General features: G+C 45.3%; 1 protein-coding gene. It reads right to left on the reverse strand.

Annotation, left to right across the window (positions count from 1 at the left end; all coding sequences use genetic code 11):
- Positions 1-53: 53 nt before the first annotated feature.
- Complete coding sequence (locus BCT81_RS25960; RefSeq protein WP_008217599.1) at positions 54-974, reverse strand: IS5-like element ISVba2 family transposase; 921 nt, start codon at positions 972-974, stop codon at positions 54-56.
- Positions 975-996 lie beyond the last annotated feature (22 nt).

The following is a 996-nucleotide window of genomic DNA, read 5'->3' on the forward strand; positions in this document are numbered from 1 at the left end:
GCTTTGTTGCGTAATTCAGTTTAGAGACAGAGCAGCCCCATTTCGTGCATTTCTTAGTCAATACGGCAAGTTTCAGGCATACCTAACCCAGTGAGCTTGTTCAACGCTTTTATCATCGCGTAAGTTTCTCCCACTTGTGCATTGTAATTTCTTAAACTTAAACGACCACCAAGTAACTGTTTAACTCGATACATCGCTGTTTCTGACAGGGAGCGTTTGTGGTAACCATACCGCTCTTTCCAATACTTATTTGAGCCATATAACTTCTGGCAACCTACTGCGAGATTTCGGGGATGACCCCGCTCCCAGAAGGCAGCCCCTTCTCTTGGAGGAATAAGCGCAACGGCTCGCTTAATCTTAATTGCATCGTGACATGCTCTCGTATCATAAGCGCCATCACCAGACACCTCGTGGATACTTCGGCGAGTTTGTTTCAGTAAATTCGGGAGTACTTCTCCATCTGTAACTGTCGATAGACTTAGCTCGGCTGCAATAATTTCATGAGTGTTTGTATCCACGGCAATATGAAGTTTTCGCCAGACTCTACGTTTGCCATCTGTCCCGTGTTTTTTGACTTTCCATTCACCTTCGCCATAAGCCTTAAGGCCAGTCGCATCAATAGCTAGATGTTGTATCGTACCTCTCGTTTTTGTCTTAAGTGAGACCTCAACTTGCTTGGCTCTACGACTGATGCAGGTGTAATGCGGACAACTTAACGGTACATGGGCTAACCTAAATATCGAGTTGATAAAACCTTGCAGCGCTCTTAATGGCATAGAAAAAACTCGTTTCACCATGAGGGCTGTCGTGATAGCTAAATCACTGAACCGACGAGGCCTCCCGCGCTTATTCTGTTTGCTTTGCGTCCAGCCACTTATCGCTTCTTCATCAATCCAAAAGGTCAAAGAACCGCGGTTAATGAGTGATTGGTTGTATTGCTTCCAGTTGGTTGTTTTGTAACGAGGTTTAGGCATAGGGCTACGAGAGGGAGTGAAT

The organism is Vibrio sp. 10N.261.52.A1, assembly GCF_002876325.1.
Classification (GTDB): Bacteria; Pseudomonadota; Gammaproteobacteria; order Enterobacterales; family Vibrionaceae; genus Vibrio; species Vibrio chagasii.

Coding starts and splice junctions, on each gene's coding strand:
- BCT81_RS25960 (WP_008217599.1), bottom strand. CDS start 974: ATGCCTAAACCTCGTTACAAAACAACCAACTGGAAGCAATACAACCAA.